We start from the raw sequence: 19,931 nt of genomic DNA, 5'->3' as shown, positions 1-19,931 counted from the left end.
CTGTGATGCGGCTCCACGGAAAGTTCCGCTGTCACAAAAGATTTACATATCAGCCATTTGGCTGACATACGCCGCCGCCAAGATTCCCCCCAACACAAAGAGCCCATCTCGTGTGTTTCCGACGCTAAACATAAAGGGGAATTTTGGATGATCCGTAAGCACTTCGCCGGTTTCGCCGCCAGCGCCCTCGCTCTGGCCGTTTCCGCCCAGGCTTTCGCCGGTACCGTCACCACCGATGGCGCCGATCTCGTTATCAAGACCAAGGGCGGCCTGGAGGTCGGAACCACCGACAAGGAGTTCTCGTTCAAGATCAATGGCCGTCTGCAGGCTGATGCCGACAGCTTCGATGGTTTCTACACCCAGAACGGCGAGCGCGCAGATGAGACCTACTTCCGTCGTGCGCGTCTGGAGATTTCCGGTGTTGCCTTCACCGATTGGGGCTACACCTTCCACCGCAACTTTGGCAACGATTCCAGCGATTGGCAGGAGCTGGCCATCCACTACAACGGCTGGAAGCCGGTCCAGGTTTCGGTTGGTCGTTTCAACCCGACGTTCGGCCTGGAAGAAGCCGTCAGCTCCAAGTGGATCACCGCCATCGAGCGCTCGGCGATCTATGACCTGGCGCCCTGGCTGAACGACCACGAAGACGGCGAAGGCATCCGCGTGCGTACCACTGTCGGCATGTTCCACGGCGAGGCCGGTGCCTATCGTCAGGATGGTGGCGACGGCGTCGACATGCTCGAGGACGAAGATGGCGCCAACAACACCAGCTTCGTGCTGCGTGGCGTGATCGCCCCGATCGTCGAGAAGGACCAGGTGCTGCACTTGGGCGCGAGCTTCGGTCAGCGTGACGTGGAAGAAGGTTACCTGGAACGCATCCGTCCGCGCCTGTCCGTGCGTGGCACCACCGAAGACAGTGCCAACGGCAACCGCGCCACCTTCGGCGGCACTCGCACCGACGGCAGCGATCAGGCCTGGGGTTTGGAAGCGGCTTACATGATCGGCCCGTTCTCGGTTCAGGGTGAGTACCTGACCCGTACCGTCGATGGCATGGAAGGTTTCGAAGACCTCGAAGCCACCGGCTACAACGTCCAGCTGGCGTACACCCTCACCGGTGAGTCGCGCTCCTACAAGCTCGATGGCGGCAAGTTCGACAAGATCAAGCCGGAGAACAAGCAGATCGGTGCCTGGGAAGTGTTCTACCGCTTCGACGACATCACCGTCGATGAAACCGGTGTTGCACCGAGCGGTTATGTCGGTGCCCTGGATAGCGCAGAAGCTGGTGCGAAGACCCACACCATCGGTGTCAACTGGTACGCCAACGAGTCGGTCAAGCTCTCGGCCAACTACCTGAAGACCAGCGTGGACGACGTGGTCAACGCCAATGGCGACGACGATGGCGACGCCATCAGCCTGCGCGCCCAGTACGTGTTCTAAAACATCACCTCATCCGTGATGCTCCATTGAGCCCCGCCCTGGCGGGGCTTTTTTTCGCCTGCGGGACAGGTCAGACTGCGCGCATGCCTATCCAGACCCTGTACCGCCTCGCCGAACTGCCCCCCGCCGAATGGGACGCGCTGCTGAGCGATGATCAGCCCTTCCTTCGTCACGCCTTCCTCTACGCGCTGGAAGACAGCGGCAGCGTGGGTGGGCGTAGCGGCTGGCAACCTGCCCATCTCCTGCTGCGCGACCCGCAGGGCGCGTTGCAGGCAGCCTTGCCGCTGTATCGCAAGTTTCATTCGTACGGTGAGTACGTGTTCGACTGGGCGTGGGCGGATGCCTGCCAGCGGGCCGGCATCGCCTACTACCCCAAGCTGCTTTGCGCGGTGCCTTTCACCCCGGTCACCGGCAGTCGCCTGCTGGGCGACGTACAGGCTGCCGGTGAGCTGCTCGATGTACTCACCGCTGGGCTTGAAAGGCAGGAACTGTCGGGGCTACACGTGAATTTCAGCGAGCCGCGGGCCGATCAGCTGCTGGCGGGGCGGGATGGCTGGCTGGAGCGCATCGGCTGCCAGTTTCATTGGCACAACCGTGGTTACCGGGATTTTCAGGACTTTCTCGATGCACTGACCTCGCGCAAGCGCAAACAGTTGCGCAAGGAACGCGAACAGGTGGCGGGGCAGGGCATCAGCTTCGAGTGGCGCGATGGGCACGAACTCAGCGAGGCGGAATGGGATTTCGTCTATGCCTGCTACGCCAACACCTATCAGGTCCGCGGTCAGACGCCCTATCTGACTCGGCAATTCTTCAGCCTGTTGGCCGAGCGCATGCCGCAGGCGATTCGCGTGGTGCTGGCATTACAGGGTTCGAGGCCGGTGGCGATGGCCTTCAGCCTGCGCAGTGCGTCTGGCCTGTACGGTCGTTACTGGGGCTGTCTGGCGGAGTTTGACCGGCTGCACTTCGAGACGTGCTTCTACCAGGGTATCGATCAGGCCATCGCGGGCGGCCTGGAGCGGTTCGATGCCGGGGCGCAGGGTGAGCACAAGCTCATTCGTGGCTTCGAGCCGGTGATCACGCGCTCCTGGCACTATCTGCAGCACCCCGGTTTGCGCGCCGCGGTAGCGGATTTCCTCCAGCAGGAACGTGCGGGGGTGCTGGCGTACGCCGAGGCGGCGCGCCAGGCGCTGCCGTACCGGCAGGCCGGCAGCTAGTCGTTTGTCTCAGGCGTGGGAGGCGGCGCTGTTCTCCTCGTGGATCAGCAGCATGCGTTGCAGTTCGCTACGCAGCAGCGGGTCTTGGCATCCCGGCAGGTACTCGCGCAGTTTGCGGATCACCCACTGCTGACCCCTGTCGATGAAGGGCAGACGCTCGTCCAGCGATTCGATAGCCATCGCCTTGCCGTAGAAGGCGCCGGTGTCCTTGTTGGGTTCCAGCCCCAGATGCTGCAGGCAGTTGAGCAGCAACTTGCAGCTTTCGATTTCGCCCTGGCGGACCTGCTCGAGCAGTTGCCGTTGCTCCGGTGTGCAGGGTTGTTGCAACGAGTCGCCGGCCACCTTGGCTCCGGCGCGCTCCGCGCTGAGCAGGTCCTGCAGCAGCTGGGCTTCGCCTTCCGGGGCGTTCAGTGGGCTTTGTGGTTCGGTCATGTCGCGATCTCCTATCGGTCGAGGGTTTCGCACGCTGGCGGCAGCTGGGTACGTGCCGCCATAAATGAAAAGGGCCGGTGAACCGGCCCCTCGGGGATCAGAGCTTCTTCGCGGTGATGATCTTCACCGGGGTCAGCGGCACGTTCTGCATCATGGCGCGGTTGCCGGTGGGCACTTGGGCGATCTGGTCGACCACCTCCATGCCGCGTACGACCTTGGCGAATACCGCATAGCCGAAGTCGCGGCCGCCGTGGTCGAGGAAATCGTTGTCGCGATGGTTGATGAAGAACTGGCTGGTCGCCGAATTCACGTTCTGCGTACGAGCCATGGCGACGGTGCCGCGCACGTTGTGCAGGCCATTGTCCGCTTCGTTCTTGATCGGGGCCTTGGTGGGCTTCTGGTTCAGGCCTTCGCCGAAGCCGCCGCCCTGGACCATGAAGCCGGGAATGACGCGGTGGAACACGGTGCCGTCATAAAAGCCGCTGTCGACGTAGCCGAGGAAGTTCTCGACGCTGATCGGTGCCTTTTCCGCTTCGAGCTCGAGCTCGATCTCGCCCAGGCTGGTGGTCAGCAGTACGCGAGGGTTTTCCGCGGCGAACAGGTTGCCGGCCAGCAGAACGGTACAGGCGGCGAGGGCAATGCGTTTCAACATGATGTCTTTCCTGATGTTGGGGAAGCTGTCAGCCGGCCAGTGGGGTGGCCTGGCCAGCATCGTACGTCTTGATCAGCTCGATGAGAATCCGGGTGGCCGGGCCGAGCGGTCTGTCGTGGTTAGTGTAGAGATAGAACAAGGGCCGGCGAATACTGCCTTGGACCAGTGGCAGCGGCTTGAGTATGCCCTCGGCCAGTTCGCGTCCGATCAGGTGCCGCGGTAGCCAGGCGAAGCCCAGCCCGCTGCTGACGAAGGCCACGGAGGTGGCCAGGCTGCCCACCGTCCAGCGCTGTTCGGCGCCCAGCCAGCCGGCATCGCGCGGCTGGCGCAGGCCAGTGTCGCGTACCACGATCTGCATCTGGCTCTGCAGGTCCTGCACGCTGAGCTTGCGTCCCAGTTGGTGAAGGGCATGATTGGCGTGCGCTACGGCGACGAACTCCACGGTGCTGAGCTCGCTGCCCAGGTAGCCGGTGATGTCCAGGGCGCTGATGGCGAGGTCCGCGGTACCGTCCTTGAGCACTTCCTCGACGCCGGAGAGCACTTCCTCACGCAGGCGGACCCGGCAGCCGCGGCTCTTCGGCATGAACTCGCTAAGTGCCTGGATCAGCTTGGCGCTGGGGTAGGCGGCATCGACCACCAGTCGCACCTCGGCTTCCCAGCCTTGTTCCATATGGTGTGCCAGCTCTTCCAGCTGGCTGGCCTGGGTGACCAGCTGTCGCGAACGGCGCAGCAGCACCTCGCCCGCCTCGGTTAGCACTGCCTTGCGCCCGTCTATGCGCAATAGCGGCACGCCCAGTTGTTCCTGCATGCGTGCCACGGTGTAGCTGACCGACGACTGCGACCGATGCAGCGCTTCGGCCGCCTGGGCGAAGCCGCCGTGATCAATGACCGCCTGCAGGGTGCGCCACTGATCGAGGGTCACACGGGGCACTTTCATTCCTTCGGTTCCTTTAACAAGGTCTGTTAGGCTGGCCACTCTGTAGAGGAGCCCAGTCAAAATGAAAACAATCGGTTACCTACTCGTCGCCTTGCTGCCACTCACGGCCAATGCGGTCACTTATCCGGTAGACGTCGAGCAGCAGCTCAACGGCGCGGAGATCACCGTCACCCCGCAGACCATTGATCGTGACTTCGCCGGGCTACTGCTGCTCAACTATGGGGGCACGGCTGCGGTGTGTACCGCCGTGTTCCAGAACGGCCCGGAAGCGCCGCGCACGCGACGCACGGAGTTGCAACCAGGTGAGCGCAAGGCACTGACGTCCAAGTTCAAGCGCGACGTGATTCGCCTGCGCATCAAGTTGACCTGCCAGCCAGAATAGGACGCTAGGCTGCCCTCATCGCGCGGGCTGCCTGAACGCGAACCGATCAATCCAGTATGTTCTCGAGTATTTCGTAAACGATGCCGGTGGCGATGGCGACCAGAACCACGTCGCGGCCGATCTGTTTCCACTCGTAGCCTTCGTAGCGCGGCAGGTGCCCCAGCAGGCGGCTGTCCATGTTCTTGGCGATGCCCGGCGGTAGCGGCTTGCCGCGCGCCAGATTCTTCTGGATGCCCGGTGGCAGGGACGAGACCGGCGCTAGCAGATCGCGATGACTACGCAGGGTGATGCGGACCGAACCGATGTCCACCGACGGACCCTGGTAGCGATGCGGCTGCTGTGCCGAAGGCTGATGCTGCTGTGCGCGGTCGGGCTTGCCCTTGCCGGGGTGATCATTGTTCGGCTGCGCTGCGCCGGCAGCGGCGTATAACGCCAGTGAAAGTGCGCCAGTCAGCAGTACCACTCGCTTTTGGGACATCATGCGAACCTCTTGGGTATTAAGCCGCTTCTATTTCCTCAGCTTAGCCTGTGTTTGCCTGGGAAAACATGGCGACCGTTACAGAACGCGCCTTTGCCCGGCAGACGAGTTACCCTATGCCATTGTTTTTTTCGACCTCCGAGGTAGCTCCCTTGTTTGACCAATTCGCCCTGCACGAACGCCTGCTAAAGGCTGTCGCCGAACTCAAATTCGTCGAGCCGACTCCAGTGCAGGTGGCGGCCATTCCGCCGGCGCTGGAAGGGCGTGACCTGCGGGTGACGGCACAGACTGGCAGCGGCAAGACCGCCGCCTTCGTACTGCCGATGCTCAATCGGCTGATTGGCGATGCCGTGGTGCGCACCGATGTTCGGGCGCTGATTCTGTTGCCGACCCGAGAGCTGGCGCAGCAGACGCTGAAGGAGGTCGAGCGTTTCTCGCAATTCACCTTCATCAAGTCGGCGATGATTACCGGTGGCGAGGACTTCAAGGTCCAGGCCGCAGTCATGCGCAAGGTGCCGGACATTCTCATCGGCACGCCTGGGCGCATGATCGAGCACCTTAATGCCGGCACGCTGGTCCTCAAGGATGTCGAGATGCTGATCCTCGACGAAGCCGACCGCATGCTCGACATGGGCTTTGCCGAGGACGTGCAGCGTCTGGTCGGCGAGTGCGCCAAACGCCAGCAGACGCTGCTGTTTTCCGCGACCAGTGGCGGCGCCGCGCTGCGCGAGATGACCGCCAGCGTGCTGCGCGACCCGCTGCACCTGCAGCTCAACCGCGTCAGCGAACTCAACGAAGGCACGCGCCAGCAGATCATCACTGCCGAAAACACCGAACATAAGGAAAAGTTGGTGCACTGGCTGCTCGCCAACGAGACGTACAAGAAGGCAGTGATCTTCACCAACACCCGCGTACAGGCCGACCGCCTCTACGGCCGGCTCGTTGCCGAGGGCGTGAAGGCGTTCGTGCTGCATGGCGATAAGGACCAGAAAGACCGCAAGCTGGCGATCGACCGGGTCAAGGAAGGCGGCGTCAAGGTGCTGGTAGCGACCGACGTGGCGGCGCGCGGGTTGGACATCGAAGGGCTGGATCTGGTGATCAACTTCGACATGCCGCGCTCGGGTGACGAATACGTGCACCGTATCGGTCGTACGGGGCGCGCCGGTGGCGAAGGGCTGGCGATCTCGCTGATCTGTCACAACGACTGGAACCTGATGTCCAGCATCGAGCGTTATCTCAAGCAGCGTTTCGAGCGGCGGGTGATCAAGGGGCTGAAAGGCAGCTACATGGGCCCGAAGAACCTTAAAGCGTCGGGCAAGGCAGCTGGCACCAAGAAGAAAAAGATCGAAAAGAAGAAAGGCACCGAGAAGAAATCCAAACCTGCGGGCAAGCGCCCGAACGGCGCCAAGCGCGAGTCACCATCGCCGGTGGTGAGCCAGGATGGAATGGCACCGCTCAAGCGCAAGAAGCCGACGGCCGAGTAACCGTCGGCCTTCAGCCTCAGCGCTGAGCGTCAGCCGGCATATCTGCCTCGCGTTCCGCTTCCTCGATCTGTTTCAGACGCTTGTCATAGACCTCGCACTCGTCGCCCAACTGGTCGGCGGTGCGCTTGGCTTCCATCTGGCGAATCTCCTCATTTATCTCCTCGGCGCGTTCCGGATTGCTCTCGGTCAGCTGGTTGACGCGCTCGGCCAGCTGTTCGGCCTTGGCATTCACTTCGTCCGGGGTGCACGCTGCGTGCGCAGTCGGGCTGGCCAGCGCGGCGGCGGTCAGGGCAATCATCAGCAGTTTCATGGCTCGCTCCTCGTTCAATCGGTCTGAACGGTGGATCGCAGCGCAGCCGCTTTAGTTCAGACAACGAACCGGTCGCCATGGTGAACGGTCCCAATCAGTAGGCGCCTCATTCGCGAGGCGAACATCTGCTGAGGGAGAACGACCATGAGCTATAACTGGGGCCTTATCCAGCGCCTGTTGCATGAAGTTCAACGCGGCGCCAATGACAGTTTCAAGCCACGCCACTACGCCGAAGAACATGCGACGCAGATGGAAAGTGAAGGTCAGCCGATGCCGAATCTTGATAGTCTGCGTGCCGAAGCGGCCGATTACGAAAGTCTGCTATTCGAAGGTGGCTTCATCGTTTCGCGGCCCGAGGAGGAGGGCGGCAATGGCGAGAATTTCGTCCTGACCGAGCGCGGCTCGCGTTTGCTGGCGATCCTCGACGATCCGCAGGAGGCGCAGCGCCAGCACCTGGCGGACAAGGGCGATGCGGCGCTGGTGCCGGAAGTGTTCGACGAGATGGCGGCCGGTCGCCCATGACCGGCGTTGTCGTTACAGGCGAAAGCCATCGGCGATGTAGCCGGCGAGCGTTTCGCTGACCGGCGACTGCTGCTGCGGGTTGCGCAGCAGCACGATGCTGGTCTGAGGCAGGCGCGGCAGGCCCTCCTTTTCACCGAGTATCTGCAGATCGGCAGGAATCAGGCTCTGCAGCTGTGCGGTCAGCGCCAATCCTGCACCCACGATCGCCATGATCGCCGACAGGCTCGGGCTGCTATAGGCGATCCGGTACTCGATTTCCCGCGCATCCAGCGCATTGCATACCCAGGCGCGACAGAAGCAATCGGTATTGAACGTTGCCAGCGGCAGGGGGCGATGCTCATGCAGGTCGAAGCCCGGGGCGGCGGCCCAGACGACGTGCTCCTGGCGCAGCAACTGGCCAATCTCGGTGCCCGGTTCGCGGGTGACGATGCTCAGGTCCAGATCCCGTCGCTGCAACAACTGGGTCGATGGCTCGCAATGCACCTCGACTTGCACCAGTGGATACGCCTGGGCGAAGCGCGAAAGAATGCCGGGTAGAAAACGCATGACGTAATCGTCCGGCGTGCCGATGCGCACCGCGCCGACCATGTGTGGCTGGCGCAGGGTGGTCATGACTTCGCCGTGCAGTTTGAGAATGCGCCGCGCGTAACCCAGCAGTATCTGGCCCTCGGCAGTAAACCTGACCTGCCGACCGTTGCGCTCGAATAGCGGACGCTGCAACACATCCTCTTCCAGGCGTTTCATCTGCATGCTCACCGCCGACTGGGTGCGGTTCACCGCGGCTGCGGCACGGGTGAAACCGCCGTGGTCAGCGATGGCCACGAAGCTGCGCAGCAGCTCGGTGTCGATATTCGGGTAGTTGGCCATTCATCAATCCTCGAGATGCAAGGCATTAGGAACATTCGTTGGATTGATCTTAATCCGAGCGCGAGACTGACGCCAACCCAACTGGAGGGCGTCGTGATGAACATGCACAAAGTCGCTTTGCGATCTTTCCATCTGCCGAAGGCACTTCGAGCACCCGCGCCGGGATTGCTGCTGCAGGCCTGGCACAAGCTGCAGCGCTGGAACGAACTGGCACGCCAACGGCGCCAGCTGGCCGCGCTCGGTGACGACATGCTCAAGGACATCGGCCGCAGCCGTGCCGACATCGAATGGGAAGCGAGCCGGCCGTTCTGGGACAACCCTGATCGTCAGTGACCCAGCACCAGCTTTTGAATCCCCAGCGACAGGCTGACGGTGACCAACATGAGCGCGAACAGGCGCTGCAGCAGACTGCTGTTGAGGTATTGCGCCAGGCGGTTACCGGCCAGCACGCCGAAGGCACCGCCCAGCGCCAGGCCGCCGAGCAGCGGTAGTGGTGGCTCGGCATCGGTAAGGTAGAGCAGGAAGCCACCGCCGCTGACGACGGCGATCACCGCCATCGAGGTGGCCATGGCGCTGAGCAGCGATAGCGAGGTGAACCAGAGCAGTGCCGGGACGATGAGAAAGCCGCCGCCGACACCCATCAGCCCGGAGAGCAGGCCAACGCCGACGCCGATGCCCGGCAGCGCCAGCTGTCGATCCTTGACGTTTTCCTTGGCCGGCAGGTTGGCGCCGCGCCACATGCGCCAGGCGGACCACAGCACCAACAGGCAGAAACCGATGATCAGTGCGCGCTCCGGTATGAACTGCCCGAGCCATTGACCGGCAGCGTTGCCCGGCAAGCCGCAGACAGCCAGCAGCATGACCGGGCGCCAGGCGACCTGGCCGAGCCGCGCCCGCGGAATCGCGCCGATGAGTGCGGACATGGCCACCGCACCGAGGCTGACGCCGATGGCATCGCGCAATGGCAGGTGCAGGCTGAGTAGCAGGGGCAGGGCGACCAACGAGCCACCGGCGCCGGTGAGGCCAAGCAACAGGCCGAGAATGAGGCCGATTCCCAGTGCTTCCAGCAGTAGAACGTCCATCAGGCAAGGCTGCCGGATGCCAGGGGAATGGTAGGGACCGTATCGGTTTGCATGCGTGCTCCGTCGTCAGCGTTCCATCGTCCATCGTTGATAGGCCCGAGCTGGCGTGTTCCGTGCGATGGACGGCGGCCGCAGCGGTGCCACGCACCCGCAGACAAAGTGTAAGGCCTATCAGCGTGGCAGGGCACGACTGAGGGTGAAGGCGCCGCGCAGATCGCCCTCGCGAAACCCACGGGCCTGATCCTGCGGGTAGTGGTGGTCGATCAGCTCCAGCAGCTCCGGCTTGATCTTTTCCCCGTGACAACCCAAGCAGGCTTCAGCGGTGCCGATCGCCTGCATGTAGCGGTACTCGCCTGCGACAACCTCACCATGCTTGAGCTGCTCGATCGGTTCACCCGCGGCGGCACGCTGGGCGAACTGCTCCAGCACCGAGCGCTCCCAGGCATCTGGCGCGTTGTCCGGATTGCGCAGCTTCAGCGCGGTGCGGCCTACCTGCCAGGGCGCCTGGCTATGCTGGCTGGTGATTTCCGGCGCGAGAAGACGGCATGCCTTCACGGCTTCCGCCGGGCCAGCGTCTGCCATGGCCTGCTTGACCGTGCCGAGCAGCTGCTGCTGGAACGGTGGAATCAGGCTGGCAGCCTCGCCGCGCAGCGGTTCGGTGTCGACGTCAGGTGCGGCGTGGGCCTGCAATGCGAACCAGCCGAGCGTCAGCAAAGACAGTGATTTCATAATGCCTCCCAGAATGTGAAATATAGTGGGGGGAGTATCGGTGCAGGCGGCACACGATGCAAGCCACTGCCTGCGGTAGGCAGCGGCTCCGGCACCGGAATGTCTCAGGTACCGCGAATCAGCTTGCGCAGCAGGAAACGATTGGGGTGGCAGGCTTCGGCGACGTCCCGAGGCAGCGGCAATGGTTCGTCGTCCAGCCAGGCTGCCAGCAGCTCGCCGGACAGCGGGGCGCTGATCATGCCGCGCGAGCCGTGAGCGGTATTGACGTAGAGCCCGTCGAGCCACGGGCAGGGCGCGTGCAGCGACTGACGGGCGTTCTTGCCCAGCGCCGCATAGGTTTCGGCGAATGCATCGGGCTCGGCCAGTGGCCCGATCAACGGCAGATAGTCCGGGCTGGTGCAGCGAAATGCCACGCGCCCGTCCAGCATCTCGGTACGTTGTGGGTTCGCCGCCAGGCGCTGGTACAGATCCGCTGAAATCTGCTCGAGCATTTGCAGATTCGCCTGGTGCTCGGCGACGCTGGGGGTATCGTCGGTCTGCTGGAAGTTGAAGCTGGCACCCAGCGTGTGCGTGCCATTTCGGGGCGGAGCGACGTAACCTTTGGCGCACAGCACGGTACCCAGCTGGCTGCTCTGGGCGGTCGCCGGCAGGCAGGAAATCTGCCCGCGAATACGTTTGAGCGGCAGCCAGGCGCTCTGGCTGAAGCGTGCGACGTCCGCCGCGCCGGTCAGGATCACCACGGGCGCCTCGGCCAGCAGCGCTTGTTCCCTCAGCACCTGCCAGGATTGTCCGTTGCGGCGCAGTTCGAGCGCATCATGGTACTTGAGCAGCTCGACTCCCGGTCGCTGCAGCAGCCACTGGCATAGCGCCGGTGGGTTGGCCCAGCCGGCGTCGGGATAGAACAATCCGCCCTCGGGCAGGGCAACCCCGGCCAGCGCTTCAGCGGCTTCGCGCGACAGCGGATGGACCAACGAGGCCGGAAAGGCCGTCGCCAACTCGGCCTGGCGTTCGCGCTCCTTGTCGTCGTAGATCAGTTGCAGTACACCGCATGCCTGCCAGTCCTGGCCTGCTTGCAGATTGCTCAGCAGCCGGCGTGTATAGCTGAAACCACTGACCACCAGCCGCGACAGTGCGGTGCCGTGGGCAGAAAGCTTGAGGTAGAGCACGCCCTGCGGGTTGCCCGAGCCTTCCTGCGCCGCCGCGGCGTGGCGTTCGAGGACTGTCACCTTCCAGCCGCGGGCAGCCAGCGATGCGGCCGTCGCGCAGCCTGCCAGTCCCGCGCCGATGATCACCGCGCGACGTTCGGCCGTCGCATAGCCCGGGCGAGCGAACCAGGGCTTGTCCGAAACGCGGGTGCCGGGTGCTCGCAGGCGCCCGCGCAGAATCTCGCGTTTGTGGCCGTAGCCGGGTATCCGCTGCATGTCGAAGCCTGCCTCGATCAGGCCGCGCCGCACGAAGCCGGCGCTGGTAAACGTGCCCAGCGTTGCGTCGGGCGCGGAAAGTCTGGCCAGCTCGGCGAACAGCGCCGGTTGCCACATCTGCGGATTCTTCGCCGGGGCGAAGCCGTCGAGGAACCAGGCATCGACCTGCGCATCCAGGCTCGGCAAGCATTCGAGCACGTCGCCGATCAGCAGGGTCAGCACCACGCGGCCGCCAGCGAAGACGAAACGCTGATAGCCCGGATTCAGCGCCACGTACTGCTGCAGCAGCTGCTCGGACTGCTGCTCCAGCTCCGGCCACAGCGCCAGTGCACGCTGCAGGTCCTCGCGGGTCAGCGGGTGCTTCTCGACGCTGATGAAGTGCAGCCGCGCCTGCGGGTCGGCCACGCGCTCGAACAGATGCCACGCACAGAGAAAGTTCAGCCCGGTACCGAAGCCGGTTTCACCGATCACCAGGCGCCGGTTGCCCTGTAGCGCGGCGAAACGCTGGGGCAGATCGTTCTGCGTGAGGAACACATGTTCGGTCTCGGCCAGGCCGCTGGCCCGGGAGAAGTACACGTCGCCGTACTGGCGAGATTGCGGCAGGCCGTTCTCGTCCCAGTCGAGTTCGGCATGCTGGAAGGCGTCGGAAGCGGGGCGGTCGTTCATGGTGGTTCCTGAAAGGGCGGGGCAACGCGATGGGAATCGCCGGGTGCAGATGACGCACCCGGCGCGGTCGATCAGCCGTCGACCTGGATTTGCTGCTCCAGTCGGCCGATGGCGGCGTCCAGCTCGTCGAGCGCGGCCTCGCTGTCCGGATGGTTCTGCTTGAGCAGCGTCTCGCTCTGCTGGCAGGCATTGCGCAGCTGCGGCACGCCGCAATAGCGGGTGGCGCCATGCAGGCGGTGCACGCGCTCGATCAGCGCCTGGCGATCACCTGCCTGGCGGGCTTCGCGAATGGTTCGGCGGTCGCCTTCCAGTGACTGCAGCAGCATGCCGAGCATGTCATCGGCGAGATCGGCCTTGCCTGCCGCCAGGCGCAGGCCTTCTTCCTCATCCAGCACTTTCAGGCTCGGTTCAGCCTGTTTCGGCGGCTCCAGCGCGCGCTGCGGCTGGCTGCGCAGGGCCAGGCCGGTCCACTTCAACACCACCTGGGCCAGCTGCCGGTCGCTGATCGGCTTGGTCAGGTAGTCGTCCATGCCGCTCTGTAGCAGCGAGCGTTTCTCGTTCGCCAGCGCATGGGCGGTGAGCGCGATGATCGGCAGCGGCGAACTATTGCTGGTGTGCTCCCAGTGACGGATGGCTTCGGTGGTTTGCCGGCCGTCCATGCCGGGCATTTGCACGTCCATCAGGACCAGGTCGAAGGCATGCTGCTTGACCGCTTCCAGCGCGGCCGGGCCGTTATCCACCGCAACGACTTCGGCGCCCATATCGCCGAGCAGGGTTTTCACCAGCAGCAGGTTGGCCGGATTGTCATCCACGCAGAGCACGCGCGCCGCACGGTCGGGTGCCGTCGCGGTGGGTTCCGGGTAGCTTTGGTTGGGGCGTACCAGCGCCACCAGTACGCGTTGCAGCTTGCGCGTGCAGGCGGGTTTGCCCTGCAGCTGGGTATAGCTGTGGGCTTCCGGGAGGGCGTCGTGGTAGTGGCCCTGCTCGGTGGTCGGGCAAAGCACCACGCATTTGCAGCCGAGCGCCTCGATTTCCATCAGGCGTCGGCTGAGGGCGTCCGGTTCGATTTCGCGGCCGGTGACGCCGAGCACGGCGAGGTCGATCAGCTGGCTGCTCTGGCGTTGAGCGTCGATGGTTTCCTGCATCTGATCAAGCGTATCGAAGGTATGCACTTCGAGGCCGAGGCTTTCCAGCTGATGCTGCAAGGCCTGACGGGCCAGCGGGTGCTGCTCCAGCAATGCGATCCGCCGGCCCTGCAAGGCAGGATGCGGCAGGTCTTCGATGTCGTCCCGCGCTTTCGGCAGGCTGAGGCTGATCCAGAACTCGGAGCCTTCGTCGGGGATGCTGTCGACACCGATCTCGCCGCCCATCTGTTCGATCAGGCGCTTGGAGATGACCAGGCCGAGACCGGTGCCGCCTGGCTGGCGCGACATGGAGTTGTCCGCCTGGCTGAAGGCCTGGAACAGGGCGCGCAGGTCCTGATCGGTCAGGCCGATGCCGGTGTCCTGCACGCTGATGCGCAGCTGGGCGCGATCGGCGTTGTCGTCCTCGACCATGGCGCGCACGGCGATGGTGCCTTCGTTGGTGAACTTGATGGCGTTGCTGATCAGATTGGTCAGCACCTGCTTGAGGCGCAGCGGATCGCCCAGCAGCGACAGCGGCGTGTCGCGATAGACCAGGCTGACCAGCTCCAGCTGCTTGGTGTGTGCAGCCGGGGCGAGGATGGTCAGGGTGTCCTCGATCAGATCGCGCAGATTGAAGGGAACGCTGTCGAGCACCAGCTTGCCGGCCTCGATCTTGGAGAAGTCGAGGATCTCGTTGATGATCCCGAGCAGGCTGTCGGCGGACTGCTCGATGGTACCCAGGTAGTCCTGCTGACGCGGGGTGAGGTCGCTTTTCTGCAGTAGCTGGGTGAAGCCGAGGATGCCGTTCAATGGCGTACGGATCTCGTGGCTCATGTTGGCGAGGAATTCGGACTTGATCCGGCTGGCCTCCAGGGCCTCCTTGCGCGCCAGGTCCAATTCGATGTTCTGGATCTCGATGGTTTCCAGGTTCTGCTGTACGTCCTCGGTGGCTTGGTCGATGCTCTGCTGCAGTTCCTCACGGGCGCTGAGCAGCGCCTCGGCCATGCGGTTGATGCCGGACGCGAGTTCGTCCATCTCGTGACTGCCCAGTGGTGGCAGGCGTGTTTCCAGGTGGCCGTCCTTGAGCTGCGCGACGGCGCCTTTGACACGCTGCAGCGGCAGGCTGATGGCGCGGCTCATGCGCAGGGCCAGCAGGGCGGTGATGATCAGCCCGGCACCGACCAGAAACAGGCTGGTCAGCAGGCTGCGATAGCCACGCAGCAGCGTGTTGTGGTGCGACAGTTCCAGTTCCAGCCAGCCGATCAGCTTTTCGTCCGGCCCATGGGGTTCGTCGGCGAGGTTGAGGTGACGGCTGAGCACCGGCATGAGGATGCGCGTGTGGTCCATGCTGCTGACGCGGGTCAGGCTCTCCGGGTCGCCTGGCGGAGGCGGGGTCAACATGCGCGGGCCGGCATGTACGCGCTGGACGCGTTCGGGATCGAGGATGGTCACGGCGCGGACGTCGGCCTGATCCAGCACCTGAGTCAGGATGCGCTGCAGGCGTTTGTCGTAGCCCAGATTCATGGCGGGCGCGGCCAGTGGCGCCAGCTGCTCGGCGATCAGCTGGCCGCGCTCGTCGAGCTGGTGACGCATCTCGGACAGCTGCATCCAGGTGAAGTAGGCACCGAGCACCACCGCCAGCAGGGTGCTGGGCAGCAGCGTCAGCATCAGCACGCGGCCACGAATTCCTAGGTCTTTCAGCACAGTCCGTCCACCGATCCTGGATTGCAGCGCGCTAGTGTAGCGACTCGGCTCGGTGGAATCTGCACGTCAGGTCTAGCCCTGGCGTCCCAGCCTCAGTCGAGGCCGCGGATTTCCTTACCGTTGAAGTCCGGCAGTTTCCAGTGGAAGGTCATCGCCAGTACGCGGAACAGGAAACCGCTGCCCAGCGCTGCCAGGGTGGCCAGCGTGGTATTGATCTCCAGCCACAGCATGCCGACGTAGAACACCCCGGTGAACAGCGCCACGGTGGCGTACAGCTCGCGCTGCAGCACCATCGGCACCTGGTTGCACAACACGTCGCGCATCAGGCCGCCGAAGATGCCGGTGATCACGCCGGCCAGTACGACTATGGACGGGTGCGCGCCCATGCCCATCGCCACATCGCAGCCGATCACGGTGAACGCCACCAGGCCGAGGCCATCCACCAGCAGGAAGACCATGCGCAGATGATGCAGGTGGCGGGCGATGAAGCCGGTGACGATGGCCGCGCCGATGGTGAAGGTGAGGTACTCCGGATGGGCGATCCAGCCGACCGGATAATGGCCGAGCAGCACATCCCGCGCGGTGCCGCCACCCAGCGCCGTCACGGTGCCGAGCAGGCAGATGCCGAACAGGTCCATGCCGCGGCGCATGCCCATGATGGCGCCGGACATGGCTTCGGCCGTGATGGCGATCAGGTAGATGGTGTGCAGCAGTTCCACGACGATACTCCGGACGGGCTGGGCTGCACGCCGGTGGGGCGCTGCAGCAAGGGGTGCGCGATTATGGAGCAATGCTGGTTAAATTTGTCTTGGCTAAGTATTTTTAGGCCATCCAAACATTTTCTTAATCGACACGCCGCATGAATCTCGATCCGAAGCAGACCGAAGCGTTTCGCACGGTGATCCGTACCGGCAGCTTCGAACAGGCTGCGCAGCGCCTGCACCTGACGCCACCGGCGATTTCACAGCGGGTACGCGCACTGGAGAGTGCGCTGGGCAGCGCGCTGGTCGTGCGCAGCCGGCCCTGCCGACCCACCGAAACCGGACAGCGCCTGCTGCAGTACCTCAAACGCGCCACCTTGCTCGAGGCCGATCTGCTGGCGGACCTCGCCGAGCGTAGCGATGCGCCGCTGGTCGTGGTCGCGGCACTCAATGCCGACAGCCTGGGGACCTGGTTCTTTCCAGCGCTGGCCGAGGTGCTGATCCGCGAGCGGGTTTTGCTCGATCTCACCGTCGAGGACCAGGATCACACCTACAGCCTGCTGGAGACGGGGCTGGCGATCGGTTGCATCAGCACCGAGCCCAAGCCGATGCGTGGCTGCACGGCCAGCCCGCTGGGCAGCATGCGCTACCGACTGGTGGCATCCAGCGAATTCCGGCAGAAGCACTTTGCCAACGGACTGACCCGCAACGCGGCGCGCAAGGCGCCGGTGGTCGCCTACACGCGCAAGGACACCCTGCAGTCGTCGTTCCTGCTGCGCCGCTTCGGGCTGCCGGAAGGCGCCTATCCCTGTCATTTCGTCCCCGGTGCCGAACCGCATTTCAGTGCGATTCGCTACGGGCTGGGGTACGGAATGGTGCCGGAACTGTTGCTGCATGATGCGTTGCAGACTGGCGAGGTGGTCGATCTGGCGGTCGACGAACCGCTGGAAATTGCCCTGTACTGGCACACTTGGAAGGTGCAATCGCCGCGTATGGAGCACCTTTCGCGGCAGATCATCGAGGCAGCGCCGAAGATCCTCGCGCGGCCATGATCGGCTCGGGCCGCACGCTCGCGTAGGTTGGGTTGAGGCGCGCAGCGCCGAAGCCCAACAGCGCATACCACGCAGCCCAAGGCCATGTATGCAGGCTTCATGCAACAGAAAGGCAACGGAATGACGGATGCGCCGCCTGATGCATCGTCGCGTTGGGCTTCGCTGCGCTCAACCCAACCTACATGTGCCCGACTGCGTTTGGTGGCTGGGCATATGGCCGCTTCGGCTACACGGTCTGCCCGTCGGCGAGCGTTGCCGGTATCATGGCGACCTTTTCCGCTGCCGTGCGACGCCATGACTACACACTATCCGACCATTGCCGATTGCATCGGCAACACCCCGCTGGTTCGTCTGCAGCGGATGCCGGGTAAGACCAGCAATACCATTCTGGTCAAGCTCGAGGGCAATAATCCGGCCGGTTCGGTCAAGGATCGCCCGGCGCTGTCGATGATCAACCGTGCCGAGCTGCGCGGCGACATCCATCCCGGCGACACGCTGATCGAGGCGACTTCCGGCAACACCGGGATCGCGCTGGCCATGGCGGCGGCGATCAAGGGCTACCGGATGGTCCTGATCATGCCGGACAACTCCACGGCCGAGCGCAAGGCGGCGATGACCGCCTACGGCGCCGAGCTGATTCTGGTGAGCAAGGAAGAGGGCATGGAAGGCGCCCGCGACCTGGCGCTGAAGATGCAGGCCGAGGGCCGCGGCAAGGTGCTCGACCAGTTCGCCAATGGCGACAACCCCGAGGCGCACTACAACAGTACGGGGCCGGAACTCTGGCGGCAGACTCACGGCAGCATCACCCATTTCATCAGCTCCATGGGTACCACCGGGACCATCATGGGCGTCTCGCGCTACCTCAAGGAGCAGAACGCCGCGGTGCAGATCGTCGGCCTGCAGCCGATGGAGGGCGCGGCCATCCCCGGCATCCGTCGCTGGCCGCAGGAATACCTGCCGAAGATCTATCAGGTCGAGCGCGTCGACCGCGTCGTCGACATGTCGCAGGCCGAGGCCGAACAGGTCATGCGCCGTCTGGCCCGTGAAGAAGGCATCTTCTGCGGCGTGTCCTCCGGTGGTGCCGTGGCTGCCGCGCTGCGCCTGTCGCAGGAGGTCGAGAATGCGGTGATCGTGGCGATCATCTGCGACCGTGGCGACCGTTATCTGTCTACCGGCGTGTATGACGCGCCCAATTGACTGGCTTATTGGCGGCGCGCTCCGTGCGCCGCATTGCGTCGCCATGACATTTTCAACGAACAGAACAGCGCAGGTTTCAGCTGATGGCCAAACGTAGCGGCGCTCTGCGCTTTCAACCCAGCGGCGGCGAGCGCAAGCCGCAAGTGCCGGTCGGCAAGAAGCAGCGCCTGAATATCGAGCGGTTGGCCAATGACGGGCGGGGCATCGCCTTCATCGAGGGGCGCACCTGGTTCGTCGAAGGTGCACTGCCTGGCGAAGAGGTCGAGACGCGCGTGCTGGCCGCGCGCAGCCAGATCGTCGAGGCGCGCTGCGAGCGTGTGCTTCAGGCCAGTGCGCAGCGCCAGGTAGAACCTTGTCCTCATGCCCGTCTGTGTGGCGGCTGCAACCTGCAGCATGCGCCCGTTGCCGATCAGCTTGCATTGAAACAGCACACGCTGGCCGAACAGCTCGCACGGGTGGCCGATCTGCAACCGGAGGTCTGGGCCGAACCGCTGGTGGGGCCGGCCTTCGGCTATCGCCGCCGTGCCCGGCTGGCGGTGCGCTGGGACGTCAAGAACAAGTGCCTGGACATCGGTTTTCGCGCCAGCTCCAGTCAGGAAATCGTCTCCATCCGCGAATGCCCGGTTCTGGTACAGCCTTTGCAATCGCTGCTGCCGGCATTGCTGGCCGCGTTACGTGATCTGAGCAAGCCGCAGGCTATCGGCCACGTCGAGCTTTTCAGCGGCACGGCCGAGGCGGTGCTGATTCGCCACACTGCGGTCCTGCCGGAAACAGACGTAGCACGTCTGCGCAGCTTCGCTACCGCCCATGGAGCGCAGCTCTGGTGGCAGGGTGCAGGCGAGCCTGAGCCGGACGATCCCGCGGCGACGCTGGCTTACCGACTGGATGCCTGGGATCTGGAGCTGGCCTGGCGCCCGGGGGATTTCGTTCAGGTCAACGCGCCGGTCAACGAGGCGATGGTCGCTCAGGCGCTGGAATGGCTGGGCGCTGGCAAGGATGAGGCCGTGCTTGACCTGTTCTGCGGGCTGGGTAATTTCAGCCTGCCGCTGGCGCGCTCGGGCGCTCAAGTGGTGGGTGTCGAGGGTGTCGAGGCGATGGTGACGCGGGCGCAGGAAAATGCCCGGCGCAATGCTCTGGCGCACGCGCACTTTTATCGGGCCGACTTGTCGAAGCCGCTGGCTGACGCCCCCTGGGCGCGCAAGGGTTTTGCCGCGGTGATGCTCGATCCGCCGCGTGACGGCGCGCTGGAAATCGTTCGACAAATGTCGAAGCTGAAAGCGCAGCGCGTGGTCTATGTTTCATGCAATCCCGCCACTCTGGCGCGCGATGCGCGCGAGCTGGCCAGCCAGGGGTTTCGTCTGAAGCGTGCGGGTGTGCTGGACATGTTCCCGCAGACGGCTCACGTCGAGGCCATGGCGTTGTTCGAGCGGGGTTAACGCCCGGCGCTGCATTCTTGACAGGCGAATTGCCTGTGGTTCAACCGACCGGCACGCAGAATGCCGGCGTTCATGGCGCAGTAGCTGCGCAGAAGGGAAGGTTT

Annotated in this window: 20 protein-coding genes; 9 read left to right on the top strand and 11 right to left on the bottom strand. The window is 64.1% G+C overall.

The features are described 5' to 3' along the window. Nucleotides 1-147: 147 nt before the first annotated feature. Both P5704_004540 and P5704_004535 read left to right on the top strand, forming a co-directional pair. Nucleotides 148-1,437, top strand: coding sequence for a porin (locus P5704_004540; protein ID WOF79769.1), 1,290 nt, complete (start codon nucleotides 148-150; stop codon nucleotides 1,435-1,437). A gap of 83 nt (nucleotides 1,438-1,520) precedes the next feature. Then, the gene (locus P5704_004535) at nucleotides 1,521-2,651 is read left to right on the top strand and encodes a GNAT family N-acetyltransferase (GenBank protein WOF79768.1); all 1,131 of its coding nucleotides are present in this window, start codon (nucleotides 1,521-1,523) and stop codon (nucleotides 2,649-2,651) included. A gap of 9 nt (nucleotides 2,652-2,660) precedes the next feature. Here P5704_004535 and P5704_004530 read toward each other — a convergent pair whose 3' ends face one another. From P5704_004530 to P5704_004520, 3 genes are all read right to left on the bottom strand, one after another. Then, nucleotides 2,661-3,083 (bottom strand): DUF6306 domain-containing protein, encoded by a 423-nt coding sequence (locus P5704_004530; protein ID WOF79767.1) that lies wholly within the window; start codon nucleotides 3,081-3,083, stop codon nucleotides 2,661-2,663. A 97-nt stretch (nucleotides 3,084-3,180) separates the two neighbouring features. Beyond that, nucleotides 3,181-3,735 carry a peptidylprolyl isomerase gene (locus P5704_004525; protein WOF79766.1) on the bottom strand — a complete coding sequence of 185 codons (555 nt, stop codon included), beginning with the start codon at nucleotides 3,733-3,735 and terminating at the stop codon, nucleotides 3,181-3,183. Between the two features lie 28 nt (nucleotides 3,736-3,763). Then, the gene (locus P5704_004520) at nucleotides 3,764-4,672 is read right to left on the bottom strand and encodes a LysR family transcriptional regulator (protein WOF79765.1); all 909 of its coding nucleotides are present in this window, start codon (nucleotides 4,670-4,672) and stop codon (nucleotides 3,764-3,766) included. Nucleotides 4,673-4,733: 61 nt separating this feature from the next. Between P5704_004520 and P5704_004515 the strand changes: the two genes are divergently transcribed. Next, nucleotides 4,734-5,054 carry a 3-phosphoglycerate kinase gene (locus P5704_004515; protein WOF79764.1) on the top strand — a complete coding sequence of 107 codons (321 nt, stop codon included), beginning with the start codon at nucleotides 4,734-4,736 and terminating at the stop codon, nucleotides 5,052-5,054. A 46-nt stretch (nucleotides 5,055-5,100) separates the two neighbouring features. Here P5704_004515 and P5704_004510 read toward each other — a convergent pair whose 3' ends face one another. Then, on the bottom strand, nucleotides 5,101-5,535 hold the full coding sequence (locus P5704_004510; GenBank protein WOF79763.1) for an anti-virulence regulator CigR family protein: 435 nt from the start codon (nucleotides 5,533-5,535) through the stop codon (nucleotides 5,101-5,103). Between the two features lie 149 nt (nucleotides 5,536-5,684). Here P5704_004510 and P5704_004505 point away from each other — a divergent pair, with 149 nt between their 5' ends. Next, nucleotides 5,685-7,016 carry a DEAD/DEAH box helicase gene (locus P5704_004505; protein WOF79762.1) on the top strand — a complete coding sequence of 444 codons (1,332 nt, stop codon included), beginning with the start codon at nucleotides 5,685-5,687 and terminating at the stop codon, nucleotides 7,014-7,016. Between the two features lie 16 nt (nucleotides 7,017-7,032). On the opposite strand, the gene P5704_004500 is transcribed toward P5704_004505, so the two are convergent. Next, nucleotides 7,033-7,326 carry a hypothetical protein gene (locus P5704_004500; protein WOF79761.1) on the bottom strand — a complete coding sequence of 98 codons (294 nt, stop codon included), beginning with the start codon at nucleotides 7,324-7,326 and terminating at the stop codon, nucleotides 7,033-7,035. 144 nt (nucleotides 7,327-7,470) lie between these two features. Here P5704_004500 and P5704_004495 point away from each other — a divergent pair, with 144 nt between their 5' ends. Beyond that, a complete protein-coding gene (locus P5704_004495; protein ID WOF79760.1) occupies nucleotides 7,471-7,848 on the top strand; it encodes a transcriptional regulator in 378 nt (125 codons plus the stop codon). Nucleotides 7,849-7,860: 12 nt separating this feature from the next. On the opposite strand, the gene P5704_004490 is transcribed toward P5704_004495, so the two are convergent. Then, the gene (locus tag P5704_004490) at nucleotides 7,861-8,715 is read right to left on the bottom strand and encodes a LysR substrate-binding domain-containing protein (GenBank protein WOF79759.1); all 855 of its coding nucleotides are present in this window, start codon (nucleotides 8,713-8,715) and stop codon (nucleotides 7,861-7,863) included. A gap of 96 nt (nucleotides 8,716-8,811) precedes the next feature. Here P5704_004490 and P5704_004485 point away from each other — a divergent pair, with 96 nt between their 5' ends. After that, a complete protein-coding gene (locus tag P5704_004485) occupies nucleotides 8,812-9,048 on the top strand; it encodes a DUF1127 domain-containing protein (GenBank protein WOF79758.1) in 237 nt (78 codons plus the stop codon). Here P5704_004485 and P5704_004480 read toward each other — a convergent pair. The 5 genes from P5704_004480 to P5704_004460 form a co-directional block, all read right to left on the bottom strand. Continuing rightward, the gene (locus tag P5704_004480) at nucleotides 9,042-9,797 is read right to left on the bottom strand and encodes a sulfite exporter TauE/SafE family protein (protein WOF79757.1); all 756 of its coding nucleotides are present in this window, start codon (nucleotides 9,795-9,797) and stop codon (nucleotides 9,042-9,044) included. The two genes, P5704_004485 and P5704_004480, sit on opposite strands and share 7 nt — an antisense overlap. A 171-nt stretch (nucleotides 9,798-9,968) precedes the next feature. Then, entirely contained in the window at nucleotides 9,969-10,526 is a 558-nt protein-coding gene (locus P5704_004475; protein WOF79756.1) for a DUF3365 domain-containing protein, read from the bottom strand. A 104-nt stretch (nucleotides 10,527-10,630) separates the two neighbouring features. After that, the gene (mnmC, locus tag P5704_004470) at nucleotides 10,631-12,613 is read right to left on the bottom strand and encodes a bifunctional tRNA (5-methylaminomethyl-2-thiouridine)(34)-methyltransferase MnmD/FAD-dependent 5-carboxymethylaminomethyl-2-thiouridine(34) oxidoreductase MnmC (GenBank protein WOF79755.1); all 1,983 of its coding nucleotides are present in this window, start codon (nucleotides 12,611-12,613) and stop codon (nucleotides 10,631-10,633) included. Nucleotides 12,614-12,684: 71 nt separating this feature from the next. Then, entirely contained in the window at nucleotides 12,685-15,441 is a 2,757-nt protein-coding gene (locus P5704_004465; GenBank protein WOF79754.1) for a response regulator, read from the bottom strand. Between the two features lie 92 nt (nucleotides 15,442-15,533). Next, nucleotides 15,534-16,160 carry a trimeric intracellular cation channel family protein gene (locus tag P5704_004460; protein WOF79753.1) on the bottom strand — a complete coding sequence of 209 codons (627 nt, stop codon included), beginning with the start codon at nucleotides 16,158-16,160 and terminating at the stop codon, nucleotides 15,534-15,536. A 140-nt stretch (nucleotides 16,161-16,300) separates the two neighbouring features. Between P5704_004460 and P5704_004455 the strand changes: the two genes are divergently transcribed. The 3 genes from P5704_004455 to rlmD all read left to right on the top strand — a co-directional run bounded on the left by P5704_004455 (nucleotide 16,301) and on the right by rlmD (nucleotide 19,827). After that, complete coding sequence (locus P5704_004455; protein ID WOF79752.1) at nucleotides 16,301-17,194, top strand: HTH-type transcriptional regulator ArgP; 894 nt, start codon at nucleotides 16,301-16,303, stop codon at nucleotides 17,192-17,194. A 294-nt stretch (nucleotides 17,195-17,488) separates the two neighbouring features. Continuing rightward, nucleotides 17,489-18,391 (top strand): cysteine synthase CysM, encoded by a 903-nt coding sequence (cysM, locus tag P5704_004450; protein ID WOF79751.1) that lies wholly within the window; start codon nucleotides 17,489-17,491, stop codon nucleotides 18,389-18,391. Nucleotides 18,392-18,474: 83 nt separating this feature from the next. Continuing rightward, nucleotides 18,475-19,827 (top strand): 23S rRNA (uracil(1939)-C(5))-methyltransferase RlmD, encoded by a 1,353-nt coding sequence (gene rlmD, locus P5704_004445; protein ID WOF79750.1) that lies wholly within the window; start codon nucleotides 18,475-18,477, stop codon nucleotides 19,825-19,827. Nucleotides 19,828-19,931 lie beyond the last annotated feature (104 nt).

The organism is Pseudomonas sp. FeN3W, assembly GCA_030263805.2.
GTDB lineage: Bacteria > Pseudomonadota > Gammaproteobacteria > Pseudomonadales > Pseudomonadaceae > Stutzerimonas > Stutzerimonas stutzeri_G.
The sequence above is the reverse complement of the archived record's forward strand: the minus strand, read 5'-3'. Positions and strand labels throughout refer to the sequence as shown.